Source organism: Acidovorax soli (assembly GCF_014207955.1).
Taxonomy (GTDB): domain Bacteria; phylum Pseudomonadota; class Gammaproteobacteria; order Burkholderiales; family Burkholderiaceae_C; genus Acidovorax; species Acidovorax soli_A.
The window spans coordinates 298944-312984 of the sequence record NZ_JACHLK010000008.1 but is presented as its reverse complement, the minus strand read 5'-3'; the positions used below and the strand labels follow the sequence as shown (position 1 = coordinate 312984).

The following is a 14041-nucleotide window of genomic DNA, read 5'->3' as shown; positions in this document are numbered from 1 at the left end:
CTCAGGCATTTTCGCCGTTCACCCAGGATTTGAGAATATTGGCGACGGCCACGGGGTTTTCCTTGGCCAGCACGCGTGCCTCTTCCAGGCGCAGCTGCTCTGGCGTGGCGACCACATTCTCTTCCTTCTTGCCAGGGGACGGCAAAGCCGGGCGATCGGGCTGCTCGGCCTCGATGGCATCGAGCTGTCCGCCGGACCTGGGCAGTTCACCGGCCTTGGCCGTCTTGGGTTCCGCTGCTCCCTTGAGCGCCGGGCGCACCAGGCCCAGCAGCACCATGGCAGCAAACAGCAGGGCCCCCACCGGCCAGGCAAAGCTCTTGGCCACATCGATAACCTCGGGCTGCTTCCACAGCGGCACCTCGGTCGAGGAAGCGGCTTCCACCTGGAACGGCGTGTTCATGATGTTCACCGAATCGCCGCGCTCGCTGTTGAAACCAATGGTTTCACGCACCAGGGCCTTCATCTGCTCCAGCTGCTCGGGGGTGAGCGCCTTGGTGACGGTCTTGCCCTTGTCTTCGGTCGACTGGTAGTTGACCACCACGGCGGCGTTCAGGCGCTTGATGGCCCAGTTGTTGCCACGGACGACCCGCACGGTCTTGTCCACTTCGTAGTTGGTGGTGGACTCGCGCTTGCTGGAGGACTCTTCCGAGCCTTGCTGGCCAGCAGCCTGGGGCGCAGGATTGGCACCGTTGATGGGTGCAGCCGAGGGTGCAGGCGGTTGGTTGGCAACGGCACCGGGCACGCCGGTGGCGGTCTTCTGGGCCGTGCCGGAGGTTTCCAGCATCTGCTGGCTGCGCACGGCCTTGGCATCGGGGGTCTGGTTGGGACGGAACTGCTCGGAGGTGGACTCGGTGCGGCTGAAATCCAGCTCGGCAGACACCTGGGCCCGCACATTGTTGCGGCCGACCACGGGCTCCAGAATCTCCTGGATGCGGCGCGTGAGCTGCTGTTCGATCTGCTGGCCATAGAGCATCTGCTGCGCATCGATGGCATTGGCGCCAGCGCCATCGGGCGACTGCGACAGCAGCTTGCCCGTGTCGTCGAGCACGCTCACGGCCGAGGGGGCCAGTTCAGGCACGCTGGAGGCCACGAGGTGGACGATGCCGGCCAATTGGGCACGGTCCAGGAAGCGGCCGGGGTGCAGGCTGACCAGCACCGAGGCCGAGGGCTTTTGCTGCTCGCGGAAGAAGCCGTTCTGGTTGGGCAGCGCCAGGTGCACGCGGGCGCTCTGCACCGAGGACAGGGCCTGGATGGAGCGGGTCAGTTCGCCCTCCAGGCCGCGCTGGAAGTTCAGGCGCTCCTGGAACTGGGTCATGCCGAAGCGGTTGGTCTCCATCAGCTCGAAGCCCGTGACCGAGCCGCGGGGCAGGCCCTGGGTGGCCAGGCGCAGGCGCACGTCGTGCACCTTCTCGGCGGGAATCAGGATCGCGCCGCCGCCTTCGGCGTACTTGTAGGGAACGTTCATCGTGGACAGCTGGGCCACGATGGCGCCGCCATCCTTGTCGTTGAGGTTGGAAAACAGGACGCGGTAGTCGGGCTGGCGGCCCAGCACGATGGCAGCGACCGCAACGGCCACGAGCAGCGCCACCCCCACACCCAGGCGCATGCGCTGGGCCCGGTCGAGGCTGGTCAACCGCTGCAGCCAGTTGGGACTGGGGGTGGCAGCGGGAGGTGCGAGCGGAGCGAGTGGGACTTCGGCAACTGCAGACATCGTGCTTTTCCAATAGGTGGGGCCCGGCAACGGACCTTGGCGTGGGCTCGATTATTCGGCTCAAGGTGCCGCCATGTTCTGCCGATAAGCCGCCCCTTTGACCATCTATTCCCCATGATGGCCGGCCGGGGCCTGGCTACGATCACAACATCCCCCATCCCCAACGGACACCGCCATGGACCTCCGCATCCCCAGCTCCACCACCCCCATGATGGGTGCCGGCATGGCGCGCCGCGCCGCGATGCCCCAGGCCGAAGGCAACGATGTGGGCTTCTCGGGCGCGCTCAAGGGGGCCCTGCAGTCGGTGAGCGCCGCACAGAACAAGTCGGGCGACCTGCAAAAGGAAGTTCAGCTGGAAAATCCCTCGGTCAGCCTGGAAGAGACCATGGTGGCCATCCAGAAGGCGCAGATCGGCTTCCAGGCCACGCTGCATGTGCGCAACCGCATGGTGCAGGCCTATACCGACATCATGAATATGCAGGTCTGACGTACCCCCTGAGGCGCTGCGCGCCTCGGTGTGTCCGCCAGAGGCGGCCACTCTTCGGGCACGTCCAAGCCTGCGCAGGCAGGCTTGGAGCCGCGGCCCTCAGCCCCTCTCCCGACTCGCTGCGCGAGTCGGGAGGGGGACGCCCCCGGTGCGGCGGGGCGGCCCTTGCACGGGGGCACTGGATTGGGGCGCGCCGGTTTCATGCGCCATGGGTAATGGGCACGCCCAGTTTGCTTCAGATTTCGATTCAATTCCGCTCGCCCAGCAGCATTCGCCACATCGATAACGCCATTGATCCTGCAGCGGCATGGCCCACCAGGCACCTTCTGCCGTAGCCAACAGGCAGCAAAAAGCCACCGGCCGTCTTGCGACGTGCGGTGGCTTTTTTCTTCCCGGCAGGAAGCAGGACCGGCAAAAGGAGGCCACCAAGCGGCGCCCTCCTTGCCCATACCCTGTTCAGTGCATCATCTGCGGCTGGCCTTCGAACAGGTGTTCGAACTGTGCCAGCCAGGGTTCGGCCAGGCAGCGGATCTGGGCATCGTTGCGCAGGATGCGCTGCATGATGCGCGTCTTCTCGCGGCGGTGCTCGGGCAGCAGCTCGTGCTCCTGGGACTTGAAGCGCAGCTGCTCGATCAGCACGGCGCAGGCCCCCTCGTAGCGCACCACGCCATCCCAGTCCTTGAGCTTGGCGGCCTCCAGCATCTTGGCGCTGCTGTCTTCAATGGCTTTGTAGTAATCAATCAGCATGTGGGACATGGTTCATGCCTCCACCAGCACAGGCTGGCCCGAAGCGGTGGCAGCAGCCGGGGCTGCGCCGTTGTTGTTCTTCTTGATCTCGTTCCAGCCGAGGGCGATGGGCTCGATCAGGCGCATGACTTCCTCCATCATGGCGTCGTCGTTGCGGGCATTGGCCAGGATCAGGCGGCGCACGCAGTAGTCGTACAGAGCCCCCAGGTTCTGCGCCAGTTCGCCGCCGTCGACCGGGTCCAGCGCAGTGCTCAGGCCTTCCTCGATGATGCGGACTGCCTTGGAGACGGCGTTGCACTTGGTTGCCACGTCGCCGCGGGCCATGGCGCCGCGCGCCGTGGCGATGGCGCCCAGCGCACCTTCATACAGCAGGGCGACCAGCTGGTGCTGGTCGATCGTGTGCATGCTGGTTTCCACATTGATGCGTTGGTAAGCGTTGGCTGCACGGGGGTTGTGGGCGCTGAACATGGTGACGGGTCCTTGCGGTTGATACTTTATTTATCGGCGGATGGCGATAAAACTAAAGGCATTCCGTCAGGTCGATTTATTCCAGGTGGTCACCTGCTGGGCGATGTAGGCGTTCAAGGCGTTGAGCGAGCTCATCTGCGAATCCAGTGCGTTGTAGCGCGCTGTAATGCGCTTCTCGAACGCGTCGATCTTCGCCTGGGTCGCCACACGGTCTTTTTCATTGCGCTTGAGCGACAGATTGAGCGTGTCGTCCTTGGACTTGAAGAATCCGTCATTGCCCAGCAAATTGGTCGCCAGCGCCTTGACACGGACCGCCACGCCCGACGCCGCGCCGGGGTCTGGGTTGCGAAAGAGGCTCTTCAGATCGTCCATGTTCTCGTTCATCGCCTTGGAGAACTTGGTCGAATCCACCGCCAGGTCGCCGCCGCGCTGTAGTGTGATGCCCACATCTGCCAGGCGCTGGAAACCTTCCTTGCCATTCGTCACCGACTGGATGGCGGAGCGCAGCGAGTTCTGCAGGGCCACAGCCGTCGAATCCCCCTGGAGCATGCCGGCCGACTTGGTCGCCGGGTCGTACTTGGTCGCCTCGTTGAGGATCTGGTTGATCGCGTTGTAGGCGGCCACGAACTCATCGACGTTCTTCTGGACGACGCTGTTGTCCTTGGCCACGCTGATTTCGATGGGCGCAGTGGTGATCTGTTCGGCCTTGAAGGTCACGCCCGACACCGTGTCGGCAAAGGTGTTGGTGGCCGATGTCACCGCGATGCCATTGACCGTGGCCTTGGCATTGGCCGCGACCTGCGTCACCGTGCTGCCCGCCACGAGGCGGGACAGGCCGGTGGCATCGGTGTTGCCGGCGCTGTTGATGTCGGTGTCGCCACCCTCCATCACGCTCAGGCGAAAGCCCGATTCCAGCCCCGTGCTCTTGCTGCGCAGCAGCAGGCGCTCGCCCGAAGCATCCTTGAGCACCGAGGCGGTGACCCCGGCATTGGAGCCATTGATCTTGCTGGCGACATCGCTCACGGTGTCGCTGGCGGAAATGCTGATGTCCACGGGCGTACCCGAGCCCGGCGTGAAGGACGCCGGTGCCACGCTCCACTGGCCAAGTTCCAGCCGCAGGGTCCCGGCACCCAGGGCACCGCCCACGGGCAGCAAGGCCGCCGACGCGGTGGCCTGCGCTTTGGCCAGGCCCTGCACCTCCACACTGAAGGTGGTAGGCAAGGTGCCACCGACTGCGGTGGCGCTCACGAACTTGCTGTCGGACGAGGTGGTGGATACGGCATTCCAGCCGGTCACGCTGGTCAGCTTGCCTGCCGCGTCGGACAGTGCAGACACCAGGGATTTGATCTGGCCAAAGGCGGAAATCTTGCTCGTCGTGGCAGCCGCCTGGAGCTTCAAGGTGTCCAGCGGCTTTTCTTCCAGCTTCACCAACTGGGAGATGATGCTCTTGACATCCAGGCCGCTGACCGCAACGCCTGGTGAAGAAATGGTAGCCATGAGAACCTCCTGAACTGGTCAACGGAAATTATGGCGCCGTTCGGCCGCCAAGAACGTCCTTATTCACACCAGGAAACCCGCCAATTCCCGCGCTCCCGGCACGCGCGGCCTGAAGGTGAAAAGGCGGCGACAGGAAAACTGTCGCCGCCGGGGCACCTCACAGGGCCATTTCAGGCCCTGCCAGCCATTGTGCGCTGCTTAACGCAGCAGGGCCAGCACGCCTTGTGGCAACTGGTTGGCCTGGGCCACCATCGCCGTACCGGCCTGTTGCAGGATCTGGGCACGCGACAGGTTGGCGGTTTCCGAAGCGAAGTCGGCATCCAGGATGCGCGAGCGCGATGCGGACAGGTTTTCCGAGGTCACCTGCAGGTTCGAGATGGAGGTCTCGAAGCGCGATTGCAGAGCACCGAGCTTGGCGCGTTCCCCGTTGATGAAGGACAGGGCGGAGTCCACCGTCTTCAGGGCATTGGTCGCCTTGGAGAAGGTCGTCACGTCCAGATCCGACACCTTTTGCAGGGCCGAGCCACCCGTGGTCAGGGCGTTGCTGGCGGACGTGACCGAGAAGGACTTGTCCGAATCCAGCGTGATGTAGCCGCTCACCGTGGTTTGCTGGGCCGTCGTGTCGGCAGCCAGGGTCACAGCGCCACCCACAGCAGTGCCATCGGCCTGGCGCTTGGTCACGGTGGTGGTGCCGGCGTTCTGCACGGCCGTGTCGCCCACCACGATGTCGTTGCCCGAGGTGTTCGTGAGGATCACGCGGTCGCCAGCGCTGTTCAGGGAGGCCGTCACACCGGTCTTGGCAGACTGGTCGTTGATGGCAGCCACAGCGGCGGACAGGCGGTCGGCACCCGAGGTGGCCGTCAGCGTGAACGACACGTTCTGCGCCGTGGTGTTGTCACCCAGGATCGACAGGGTGTACGAACCTGCCGTGGCAGCAACGTCCAGTTCCACTTCCGTGCGGGCCGTGGCGGTCACACCGGAGTTGGCCTTCACGGCGTTGATCTGGTCGGCGATCGTCTTGGCCGACGAGCTGCTGGCCACCGACAGCGTGGCCGTGCCCAGCGAACCGCTGATCGACACGGCACCCGAGGTCACGCCGTTGGCGGGCGTGGACGTGGCAGCCGCGGCGGCGGACACACCGGCACCTGCGGAAGACAGGTTCTGGTTGTTGCCATACACGCTGGTGCGCAGGTTGGCGGTCGAGGCCGTGATGGTCTGGTTGGCGTTGGCGCCCACTTGGAACTGTTGCGTACCAAAGGTGCCATCCAGCAGCTTGGAGCCGTTGAATTCCGTGGTTTGCGAGATACGGTCCAGTTCGGAGACGAGCTGCGAGACTTCCTGTTGCAGGGCCTGGCGGTCGCCAGCGCTGTTGGAAGCGTTGGCCGACTGCACCGCCAGTTCACGCACACGCTGCAGGATGTCGCCGGAGGCCTTGAGGGCGCCTTCAGCCGTTTGCGCCAGCGAAATGCCGTCGTTGGCATTGCGCACCGCCTGGTTCAGGCCGCGGATCTGGCTGGTGAAGCGCTCGGAAATGGCCAGACCGGCGGCGTCGTCCTTGGCGCTGTTGATGCGCAGGCCCGACGACAGGCGCTGGATGGACGTGCTCAGCGACGTCTGGCTGGTACCCAGGTTGCGCTGTGCCGTCAGGGAACTGACGTTGGTATTGATGGTAGCTGCCATGGCAAATCTCCTGAAAAGAACTGACTGAATATGGCGTTGCCGCCAACTGGGCGCCAGGTCTACCTGGCCGCTGTGCCCACCAGCAGCGCGTCTGCTCTCGGTGAACGGCGGGCCTCACTCTTGATTCATGCGTCCCGTTGAGAAGGTTTTCGGGCCGCGGCGGGAAAACTTTAGGCCCAAACGCGCAGATTGAGCGGTTTTTCTCGGGCTTATCGCGCCAACGCAAAAACGCCCCTTGCCCACAATTCACCCAACGTTCCCACAAAGTCCGCCGGAGGGGCAACGCTTAAACCGGCAGAAATGTTTGTTTTCAGCTCTGCAGGAGTCATGCAATGGCAGCTACCATCAACACCAACGTCAGTTCCCTGACGGCGCAACGCAACCTGGGGATGAGCCAGAGTTCGCTCAACACCTCCATCCAGCGCCTGTCGTCGGGCCTGCGCATCAACAGCGCCAAGGACGACGCCGCCGGTCTGGCCATCTCCGAGCGCTTCACCAGCCAGATCCGCGGCCTGAACCAGGCGGCCCGCAACGCCAACGACGGCATTTCGCTGGCGCAGGTGACGGAAGGCGCCATGAAGGCCGCCGGCGACATCCTGCAGCGTGTGCGTGAACTGGCGGTGCAGTCGGCCAACGCTTCCAACAGCGCCGGCGACCGCCAGGCCCTGCAGCAGGAAGTCGGCCAACTGGTAGCAGAACTGGACCGGATCTCCCAGACCACCGAGTTCAACGGCCAGAAACTGCTGGATGGCACCTTTGGTACGCAGCAGTTCCAGGTCGGCGCCAACGCCAACCAGACAATTGTCGCTGCAACGGCCAACCTGCGCACCAGTGTTTACGGCAACAACCAGAACCTGCCATCGGCCGGTGCCGGTGCCTCCGCGGCTGCCGCGGCCACCTCGGCGCCCGCCAACGGCGTGACCTCGGGTGCCGTGTCGATCAGCGGTTCGCTGGGCACGGCCACCCTGTCGGTGGCCAGCAACTCGACCGCCAAGGCCATCGCCGACCAGATCAACGCCGTGAAGGCCAACTCCGGCGTGACCGCCACGGCCCGCACGGAAGTGGAACTGGACATCGCCGCCGTCGCAGGCTCGTTCACCCTGTCGCTGCAAGGGGACAATGCAACCCCGGTGACAGCGTCGTTCACCCTGACCGCCACCTCGGGGGCCGACCGCCTCTCGGCCGCAGTGGCAGCCATCAACGACCAGTCCGCCAAGACCGGCATCACCGCATCGCTCAATGAAACGGGTGACCGCGTGATCCTGGCCAACGCCACCGGCAGCGACATCATCGTGGGCGACACGGCCGTGCAGAACGCCGGCACGACCACGGTGACCAAGCTGCAGGCCGACGGAACCGCCACGGGCGGCACGATCACCCTGGCAGCCGACACCACGGCCAACTTCACGACCGTGAGCGGCTACATCACCCTCGACTCCGACAAGTCCTTCGCGGTGACTTCGGCCAGCAATGCACTGACCACCGGGGGCTCCACCCTCAAGCGCGTGGCCGACCTGGACGTGACCACCTTTGCCAAGGCCACCGAATCGCTCAAGACCGTCGACTCGGCGCTCGCCTTCATCAGTGGCGAACGCGCCAAGCTGGGCGCATTGCAGGCCCGCTTCGAGTCGAGCATCTCCAGTCTGAACATCACCTCGGAGAACCTGTCCGCATCGCGCTCGCGCATCCTGGACGCCGACTTTGCCGCCGAAACCGCCAACCTGTCGCGGGCCCAGATCCTGCAGCAGGCCGGCACGGCGATGGTGGCACAGGCCAACCAGATTCCCCAGGGCGTGCTGTCGCTGCTCAAGTAAGCCAGGCACCGCCGGCCCGGGTGCTGCCGGGCGCGCTTTGAAAAACCCAGCCACCGACCGGTGGGCTGGGTTTTTTTACATGCTTGCCCCCGCAGGCGTGCCGCCGCGCAGGCACCTCAGAGCCGGAAGATGTCGGCCAGCACGTCGCGCCTGGACGGCTTGCAGACCACGGCCCCGCCCTGGCCCGCATAGACCGTGCAGTGGCCGGGCGTATCGGTGTTGATGAGGCTGACTCCCTGGGACAGCACGGTGCCGTCGCCCACCTGGCAACCCCCGATGATCGCGGTGCCGGGGTACATCACCACCCCATCGCCCAGCACCGGCCCCACCCCGTGGTTCTTGCCCACGGTGGAATTCTGGTAGATCACCAGGTGGTTGCCATAGGTGGCCTTGGCAAACACGATGCCCACCGAGTGCCCGATGAAGAACACCGGCGGCATCTCGATCTCGTAGAACAGGTCGATGCCGTTCAGCGCCTTGTTGAGGCCGAACAGCTTGGCACAAAGCCGCCGGTTGCCCGTGGCCTTCCACACGGTGTTGGCCAGGTAGTACAGGAAGATGGTGTACTGCGAGGAGTGCAGGTGGTCGAATTCCCCAGGCTTCCACATGCGCACGGCGTCGATGCAGTGGCCCAGGCGCGCCAGTGCGGGGTCCATATGGGGACGCAGCACCTCGCGCGCGTCGGGATCGAGGCCATCGGGGAAGAAATGCTCCAGCTGCCGTACCAGGTAATGCAGCAGCTCGGCGTGCGTCAGGTGCACCAGCTTGGTCATGGGCAGGTTTCTTTCATGGCATCCAGCACGCTGTGCAGGCCCTTGGGTCGCCAGCCGAACTCCTCGCGCATGCGATCGATGCGGATGCGCGGGGCTTCGCTGGGACCTGCCGGCAGGGTGGCACGCAGCTCGCAAGCCCAGCGCCGGCCCAGGCCGTCGAACAGGCTGGCATTGGAGGTGTTCTCGCCGCTGGCCAGGTTGTAGATCGTGTGCTGCCCCCGCAGGGCCAGGTGGACAAGGCCTTCCACCACATCGGACACGTGGACATAGTCCCGCTCAAACGAGGGCGAAGACGGCACCTCGATGGCCGGCCTTGGAGCCCCCGGCTGCGCGCCGGCGGCCATTACCTGGCGCAGCAGGGAGGGCAGGAAGCCATCGGCATCCTGGGCCCCTTCATAGACGCAGGCCAGCCGCGCCACCCGGGCGCGGCCCTGGCCCTGCGTGTGGCACAGGGATTCGCCCAGGGCCTTGGACAGGTCGTACAGATGGCGGGGTTGCCCGGGATCCAGGCGCAGCGGCAGCGCCTCGTGCGCATCCACCGCCCCCAGGCTGTCGTACAGGCGGGTGGATGACAGATAGACCAGCGACTCCCACTGCGCCTCCTTCAGCACCCGGGCCAGCAGCCCCACGTGGGCTTCCACCGTATCGAAAGGCCGCACCAGGTAGTCGGCAGTGAGCCCGGCGGCATACACCACATGGCCTAACGGCCGGGTCCACAGCGCAGGATCGCCGCGCGCCGGCGCGAACACCTCGGCGCCCGCGGCCCGCAGCCGGGAAACCACCCGTTGCCCGACAAAACCCGCCGCGCCGAGCACGGTGAAGACACGGCCCTCCAGGCCTTCGACAACCCCGGACATGCTTTAGAAGCCGCCCACGGGATGGTGCAGGCGGACATCCTTGTGCGGCAGCAACTTGGGACTCACCCCGTCGACCACGCTGAAGGCGGGCGTGTCGACCAGGCCTTTGGCCGGCACGGCCAGCATGTTGAAGCCATGCGGCGGGCCTTCAAGGTAGACCGTGTCCAATGGCACCAGCTCGACCGGCTTGCCCGGCATCTCGCGGTGCGAGTTGATGTCGCGCACGGCGAACACCTCGTAGCCGCGCGAGAGGAACAGCTGGCACAGCGGCGTGGCCCGCAGGCCCTGGCTCCAGTCGACATAGGTGCGGTGCAGCTCGAAGACCACCCAGGGGCGGTCCTTGTCCAGGATACCCACGGCCCCCTGCAACGCCGACAGTTCGGCCCCTTCGATGTCCAGCTGGATCAGGCCGACACGCAGCCCCAGGCGTTGCGCATAGTCGTCCATGGCCACCGTCTCGAAGCCTTCGCCAGCCGAGGCGGCCACCGCGTTGGCGAAGGAATCGAAGCCATCGAGCCGCATGTGCTCGCCACTGCGGCTCCACAGCCCCTCGTGGTTCACCACCACATTGCCCAGCTGGTTGAGCGCCAGATTGGTCTGCAGCATGCCGGCCTGGTCGGGATTGGGCTCAAAGCAGTGCACCTTGAGCCCCGCGGGCGCGATGGCCTTGGCCACCAGCACCGCCTGGTCGCCGAAGTAGGCCCCCCCGACGATGACATCGCCCTGCAGGCGTGGCGCCAGCTCCAGCAGCAGCTTGGTGGTCTGCGGCTCCCAGACATGGGTCGGCCGCTCGCTGGCGGACAGCAGCAGGTCGCGGGCGATCTTGGTGCGGTAGAGGTACTGCACGCGCGTGCCATCGGCCAGTTGCTGGTGGTAGACGTCCTTGTCATCGTGCAGGGCATCGACGATGGGGCCCACCACGTCGTCGCGCACGGCGCCGTCATAGGCGATGGAGCTCTCTGCCTGGCGCAGCAGATCCACCAGCCGGGCCCGCAAGGCCGGGTCACGGCCCAGCAGGTGCATGGCGCGCTGCAGGCGCTTGCCGTCGAGGTCTCTGGGATCGTTGCTCATGGGATTCCTTGGTTGATCGGTCACTCAATGGGATGGTTGCGAGAACGGCGCGTCCTCTCAAAGGGTCTTCAGGGCCGGAACCGCCACCGTGAACAGCGCCCCCCACTCGCGGACATAGTCCAGCTGCGCGACCACCTCGTCCTTGAGGTTCCACGGCAGGATCAGCACACGGTCGGGCCGGTGGGCGCGCAGGTGCGCCTCATCCACAATGGGAATCCTGCTGCCCGGCAGGTACTGCCCCTGCTTGGCGGGATTGCGGTCCACCACATAGGGCAGCAGGTCGGCCCGCACGCCGGCGAAGTTGAGCAGCGTGTTGCCCTTGGCGGCCGCGCCATAGGCGCCGACCTTGAGGCCGCGCGCATGGCAGTCGAGCAGGAAGCCAAGCAGCTCGCGCTTGATGCGCAGCGCCTCCCCCTGCAGGCGGCCATAGAACGCGGCGGAAGACACCCCCGCCGCCGCTTCGCGGTCCAGCAGCCACGCCACCCGTTCCTGCGGCTGTGCACCGGCATCGCTGCGCTGCGCGAACACGCGCAGGCTGCCGCCATGGGTGGGCAGCTCTTGCACATCGGTCACGACCAGCCCGTTGGCGGCAAAGATGCGCTGCACCGCCGTGAGCGACAGGTAGGAAAAATGCTCGTGGTACAGGGTGTCGAACTGGCACTGCTGCACCAGTTGCAGCAGGTGCGGAAACTCGAAGGTGGCCACGCCCTGCGGCTTGAGCAGCACGGCAAAGCCCGCGACGAAGTCGTTGATGTCGGGCACGTGGGCCAGCACGTTGTTCGCCACCGTGAGATCGGCACAGCGCCCCTGTGCCGCCAGTTCGCGGGCCAGTTCCACGCCGAAGAACCGCTCCACCACCTCGATGCCCCGCGCCCGTGCCGCGGCGGCCGTGCTGGCCGTGGGCTCCACGCCCAGGCAGGGAATGCCGCGTGCGGCCACGTACTGCAGCAAGTAGCCGTCGTTGGCCGCCACCTCGACCACATGGCTGTGCGGCCCCAGCGCCAGGCGCTCGGCCATGCCGTCCACATAGGCCTGCGCATGCGCCAGCCAGCTGCTGGAGAACGAGCTGAAGTAGGCGTATTCGGCATCGAACAGCGCATCGGCCGCGGCGAAGTCCTCGGTCTGCACCAGCCAGCAGCGCTCGCACACCAGCACCCGAAGCGGGTACCAGCGTTCAGGGGCATGCAGCGCCGGCTCGCGCAGGTAGGCATTCGACGGGGGCGCGGTGCCCAGGTCTGCCATGGGCAAGGTCACGGGGGCGGCGCAGTGGCGGCATTTCATGGTCGGGAGCTCGGATCAGGTCAGTGGCAGCCCGGTGAATGCGGGCGTCAGCAGGGGGTGTTCGGCATCGCGCGCAGAGCGCGCCGCCACGGGCAGCGGCCAGGCAATGCCAAGGCGCGGGTCCAGTGCGTCGAGCCCGCCTTCGGCGTCGGGCGCATGGGGTGCGGAGTGCAGGTACAGCATCTCGCAGTCGTCGGCCAGCGCCTGGAAGCCATGGGCGAAACCGGGGGGAATGAGCATGGCCCAATGGTTGCTGGCCGAGAGTTCGCGGCCGAACCACTGCAGCAATGTGGGCGAGCCGGCGCGCAGATCAACGGCCACATCCCACACCGCACCCCGCAGGCAGCTGACCAGCTTGGCTTCGGCCGCAGGGGGGTGCTGAAAATGCAGGCCCCGCAGCGTGCCACGCTGCGCGGTGTGCGTGTGGTTGATCTGGGCGATGGGCCAGGTCCAGCCCACCGGCGCCAGGTCCTGCGCGCAGAACATGCGCGCGAGAAAGCCCCGGCTGTCCCCCAGTGGCTGGCGCTGCACGGTCACGAGGCCGGCCAGCGGGGTGGACTCCACGGCAAAGCGGCTCATGGCGCGGCGCCCCCGCTGCCCGCCTTTTCGTAGGCCTCGAGGTCAGACAGGCACAGCGCACGCGCCGAGGCTCCTGCATGGAACTCCCGGTACCAGGCCATGGTACGGCCCACGGCCTGCGCCAGCGCCCAGCAGGGAACGACGCCCAGCCGGCTGCGCGCCAGCGCGGTGTCGAGCGCCAACAGGCCCGCCTCGTGCGGCTGCTTCACGTCGCTCTGGTAGCGCACGGGCGCCGCGGGGTAGGCGGCCGCGGCGATCTCGATCACGCGCCCCACCGTGGCCGCCTCGTGCGGCGCGGGCCCGAAGTTGTAGGCGCCGGCCTGCGAGGCATCGTTCCAGAGCAGTTCGGCGAGCCGCAGGTAGGCCGCCAGCGGTTCCAGCACATGCTGCCAGGGGCGTGTGGCGTGGGGGTTGCGCAGCACCAGGGTCTCGCCGGCCGACCAGGCGGCTGCGGCATCGGGCAGCAGGCGCTCGGGCGACCAGTCCCCGCCGCCGATCACGTTGCCGGCACGCGCCGTGGCCAAGGCCATGCCCTGCGCGGACAGAAAGGCATCGCGGTAGCTGGCCGCCACGATCTCGGCGGCGGCCTTGCTCGCGCTGTAGGGGTCGTGCCCGCCCAGCGCATCGTCCTCGCGGTAGGGGTAGACCCACTCCCGGTTGCGGTAGACCTTGTCGGTGGTCACGACCACGGCCACGCGCACATCGGCCAGGCCCCGGAGAGCATCCAGCACATGGGCCGTCCCCATGACGTTGGTGGCATAGGTCTCGAGCGGCGCCGCATAGCTGGGGCGCACCAGCGCCTGGGCGGCCAGGTGCAGCACGATGTCGGGGCGTGCCGCCTGGATGCGGGCCGCGGTGGCCCCGGCATCGCGTATGTCGCAGACATGGCTTTCCATGCCCTGGGCCACACCCGCCTGTGCGAACAGGCTGGGTTCGCTGGCCGGCGGCAGGGCGATGCCCGTGACCTGGGCCCCCAGGCGCTGCAGCCACAGGGCCAGCCAGCTGCCCTTGAAGCCCGTGTGCCCCGTGAGCACCACGCGCTTGCCACGCCAGAAATCCGGATCGGGCAGCACCAT

General features: G+C 66.5%; 13 protein-coding genes. 2 read left to right on the top strand and 11 right to left on the bottom strand.

Translation table 11 applies throughout. The features are described 5' to 3' along the window. Position 1: 1 nt before the first annotated feature. Entirely contained in the window at positions 2-1711 is a 1710-nt protein-coding gene (fliF, locus tag HNP48_RS20820; protein ID WP_184860586.1) for a flagellar basal-body MS-ring/collar protein FliF, read from the bottom strand. Between the two features lie 175 nt (positions 1712-1886). Between fliF and fliE the strand changes: the two genes are divergently transcribed. After that, positions 1887-2198, top strand: coding sequence for a flagellar hook-basal body complex protein FliE (fliE, locus tag HNP48_RS20815; RefSeq protein ID WP_184860584.1), 312 nt, complete (start codon positions 1887-1889; stop codon positions 2196-2198). A gap of 456 nt (positions 2199-2654) precedes the next feature. On the opposite strand, the gene HNP48_RS20810 is transcribed toward fliE, so the two are convergent. The 4 genes from HNP48_RS20810 to HNP48_RS20795 form a co-directional block, all read right to left on the bottom strand. After that, positions 2655-2954: a flagellar protein FliT gene (locus tag HNP48_RS20810; RefSeq protein WP_007860919.1), complete on the bottom strand. Its 300-nt coding sequence runs from the start codon at positions 2952-2954 to the stop codon at positions 2655-2657. Between the two features lie 3 nt (positions 2955-2957). Beyond that, complete coding sequence (fliS, locus tag HNP48_RS20805) at positions 2958-3413, bottom strand: flagellar export chaperone FliS (protein ID WP_184860582.1); 456 nt, start codon at positions 3411-3413, stop codon at positions 2958-2960. 66 nt (positions 3414-3479) lie between these two features. Then, positions 3480-4910: a flagellar filament capping protein FliD gene (fliD, locus tag HNP48_RS20800; protein ID WP_184860580.1), complete on the bottom strand. Its 1431-nt coding sequence runs from the start codon at positions 4908-4910 to the stop codon at positions 3480-3482. Positions 4911-5108: 198 nt separating this feature from the next. Beyond that, on the bottom strand, positions 5109-6590 hold the full coding sequence (locus HNP48_RS20795; RefSeq protein ID WP_184860578.1) for a flagellin: 1482 nt from the start codon (positions 6588-6590) through the stop codon (positions 5109-5111). A gap of 332 nt (positions 6591-6922) precedes the next feature. On the opposite strand from HNP48_RS20795, the gene HNP48_RS20790 reads away from it, so the two are divergent. Next, on the top strand, positions 6923-8404 hold the full coding sequence (locus HNP48_RS20790; RefSeq protein ID WP_184860576.1) for a flagellin: 1482 nt from the start codon (positions 6923-6925) through the stop codon (positions 8402-8404). A 116-nt stretch (positions 8405-8520) separates the two neighbouring features. On the opposite strand, the gene HNP48_RS20785 is transcribed toward HNP48_RS20790, so the two are convergent. From HNP48_RS20785 to rfbG, 6 genes are read right to left on the bottom strand one after another with little or no spacing between them, the layout of a single operon-like run. After that, positions 8521-9177 carry a hypothetical protein gene (locus HNP48_RS20785; protein WP_260420307.1) on the bottom strand — a complete coding sequence of 219 codons (657 nt, stop codon included), beginning with the start codon at positions 9175-9177 and terminating at the stop codon, positions 8521-8523. Beyond that, positions 9174-10034 (bottom strand): NAD(P)-dependent oxidoreductase, encoded by an 861-nt coding sequence (locus tag HNP48_RS20780; RefSeq protein ID WP_184860575.1) that lies wholly within the window; start codon positions 10032-10034, stop codon positions 9174-9176. Before HNP48_RS20780 ends, HNP48_RS20785 begins: the two co-directional genes overlap by 4 nt. A gap of 3 nt (positions 10035-10037) precedes the next feature. Next, a complete protein-coding gene (locus HNP48_RS20775) occupies positions 10038-11105 on the bottom strand; it encodes an FkbM family methyltransferase (RefSeq protein ID WP_260420306.1) in 1068 nt (355 codons plus the stop codon). A 57-nt stretch (positions 11106-11162) separates the two neighbouring features. After that, positions 11163-12386 (bottom strand): class I SAM-dependent methyltransferase, encoded by a 1224-nt coding sequence (locus HNP48_RS20770; protein WP_184860573.1) that lies wholly within the window; start codon positions 12384-12386, stop codon positions 11163-11165. A 15-nt stretch (positions 12387-12401) separates the two neighbouring features. Then, on the bottom strand, positions 12402-12965 hold the full coding sequence (locus HNP48_RS20765; RefSeq protein ID WP_184860571.1) for a dTDP-4-dehydrorhamnose 3,5-epimerase family protein: 564 nt from the start codon (positions 12963-12965) through the stop codon (positions 12402-12404). Further along, positions 12962-14041, bottom strand: coding sequence for a CDP-glucose 4,6-dehydratase (rfbG, locus tag HNP48_RS20760; protein ID WP_184860651.1), 1080 nt, complete (start codon positions 14039-14041; stop codon positions 12962-12964). Before rfbG ends, HNP48_RS20765 begins: the two co-directional genes overlap by 4 nt.

Bases quoted from the DNA above. Each gene is read 5' to 3' on its own strand.
- fliF (WP_184860586.1), bottom strand. From the start codon at position 1,711: ATGTCTGCAGTTGCCGAAGTCCCACTCGCTCCGCTCGCACCTCCCGCT.
- fliE (WP_184860584.1), top strand. From the start codon at position 1,887: ATGGACCTCCGCATCCCCAGCTCCACCACCCCCATGATGGGTGCCGGC.
- HNP48_RS20810 (WP_007860919.1), bottom strand. From the start codon at position 2,954: ATGTCCCACATGCTGATTGATTACTACAAAGCCATTGAAGACAGCAGC.
- fliS (WP_184860582.1), bottom strand. From the start codon at position 3,413: ATGTTCAGCGCCCACAACCCCCGTGCAGCCAACGCTTACCAACGCATC.
- fliD (WP_184860580.1), bottom strand. From the start codon at position 4,910: ATGGCTACCATTTCTTCACCAGGCGTTGCGGTCAGCGGCCTGGATGTC.
- HNP48_RS20795 (WP_184860578.1), bottom strand. From the start codon at position 6,590: ATGGCAGCTACCATCAATACCAACGTCAGTTCCCTGACGGCACAGCGC.
- HNP48_RS20790 (WP_184860576.1), top strand. From the start codon at position 6,923: ATGGCAGCTACCATCAACACCAACGTCAGTTCCCTGACGGCGCAACGC.
- HNP48_RS20785 (WP_260420307.1), bottom strand. From the start codon at position 9,177: ATGACCAAGCTGGTGCACCTGACGCACGCCGAGCTGCTGCATTACCTG.
- HNP48_RS20780 (WP_184860575.1), bottom strand. From the start codon at position 10,034: ATGTCCGGGGTTGTCGAAGGCCTGGAGGGCCGTGTCTTCACCGTGCTC.
- HNP48_RS20775 (WP_260420306.1), bottom strand. From the start codon at position 11,105: ATGAGCAACGATCCCAGAGACCTCGACGGCAAGCGCCTGCAGCGCGCC.
- HNP48_RS20770 (WP_184860573.1), bottom strand. From the start codon at position 12,386: ATGAAATGCCGCCACTGCGCCGCCCCCGTGACCTTGCCCATGGCAGAC.
- HNP48_RS20765 (WP_184860571.1), bottom strand. From the start codon at position 12,965: ATGAGCCGCTTTGCCGTGGAGTCCACCCCGCTGGCCGGCCTCGTGACC.
- rfbG (WP_184860651.1), bottom strand. From the start codon at position 14,041: ATGGTGCTGCCCGATCCGGATTTCTGGCGTGGCAAGCGCGTGGTGCTC.